The 1,374-nt window shown below is 61.9% G+C and carries 1 protein-coding gene; it reads right to left on the reverse strand.

Annotated features, from left to right (window positions below; all coding sequences use genetic code 11):
• Positions 1-24 precede the first annotated feature (24 nt).
• Entirely contained in the window at positions 25-1,083 is a 1,059-nt protein-coding gene (locus tag H5U08_RS18895) for a helix-turn-helix domain-containing protein (RefSeq protein ID WP_297036739.1), read from the reverse strand.
• Positions 1,084-1,374 lie beyond the last annotated feature (291 nt).

A 1,374-nucleotide genomic window follows, 5' to 3' on the forward strand; every position in this document is an offset into this window, starting at 1 on the left:
CTCGGGCGAAGCCGGAACGGCCCCTCATGCCACGCCCAGCATTTCCTCGATTATCAGCAAGGCTTCGCGGACCGTCAGATCCGTCGCAATGAGTTCTTCGATTCTACGGCACCCGTGGCCAACCGTGGTGTGGTCACGCCCCCCGAAATAACGCCCGATTTCTTTCAGGGTTCGCTTGGCCAGTTTGTGGCTGAGGTACATGGCGACATCCCGGGCAAGGACTTCCTCGCGTTCCCGGCCGGGGCCACGCAGTCGCTTGAGCGGGATGTGGAAGTACCGCGCGGTTGCTCGGGCGACCTGCTCCATGGTCACGAGTGCTCTTTTATTGTGCATTCGCACCAGTGACTGGGCGAGTTCGTAGTCCACATGGCGTTCGCCGAGGTTGTGGGCAGCTTCCTGCGCAAGGCCCAGGATTTGCCGGGGAGAGAGGGCTAATTCCTGCGCCAGCAGGTCTGCCGCAGCGTCGGTGAGGAGAAACCCGTACTGTCCAAAAGCAGCCTGGAAAAGGGCTTTTCGAACAGATACGCCCGGCAGGGCCAGCGGGGCCGTCAGACCCCCCGTCAGGATTTCCCCGATCCGATGGTCGAGGTCGGTGATGTGCCAGGGGCGGACGCGGCTGGCTACGGCAACGCGCGGTGAGCCATGCTCCGCCGCCTGGAGCATGACCACGCATTCCTCCTGCCCGGCGGGGTATTCGGCAAGAAATTGCAGGTCGTCGAGGATCACAAGGTCCGCTGCCTGCCAAGTTTTTCGGAATGCGCGATGACGCCGGTTCGCCAGGGCCTCGGCAACGGCGTGTCCGAACTCGGCCGCATTTTGCCGCAAAATGACGGCTTGAGGGTTCCGCCTATGATATTCCCGTTCCAGGAGGTCGAGGAGACGCGTCTTCCCGGTGCCAGGGGGACCGAACAGCGCCAGCGTCCCAGGCGCGTCGGGATCGAGGAAGCGCTCCACGGCGGCCACTGCAAGCCAGTTTTCCTGCGCGACGAAAAACTGCCCCGGGTGAGCCAGTGGCAGGCTACCACTGTCACCGTTCAGGTAGGTTACGCCGGGCAGACAAAACTGCAGATCCAGCGAAGGCACAACCGCGGGGCCCTCCAAAAGAAAATCGTGGGGACCACCAAAAGTCCTCGTTTGTTACCCTGATGACACTTTATATTGTAGTGGTCCCAAGGGGACCCCGCGAGGGGGAGGAAAGTAACGCAACGAGGGCCGGTCGGCCCGGTGCGGCCAAGGCACCGTCACTGCCCGGCTAGAATCCGCGCATTCTTGGCCTGGAGGGTGTACTTCTTGACGCGATTGAGATAGATCCGCCGTCTGACCTTGCTGCTAACGGTTTTGGCCAAACGAGCGTACTTTTCCGCCAGCTTTTCC

This window comes from Thermogutta sp., assembly GCF_014359955.1.
In the GTDB taxonomy this organism is placed as follows: Bacteria; Planctomycetota; Planctomycetia; order Pirellulales; family Thermoguttaceae; genus Thermogutta.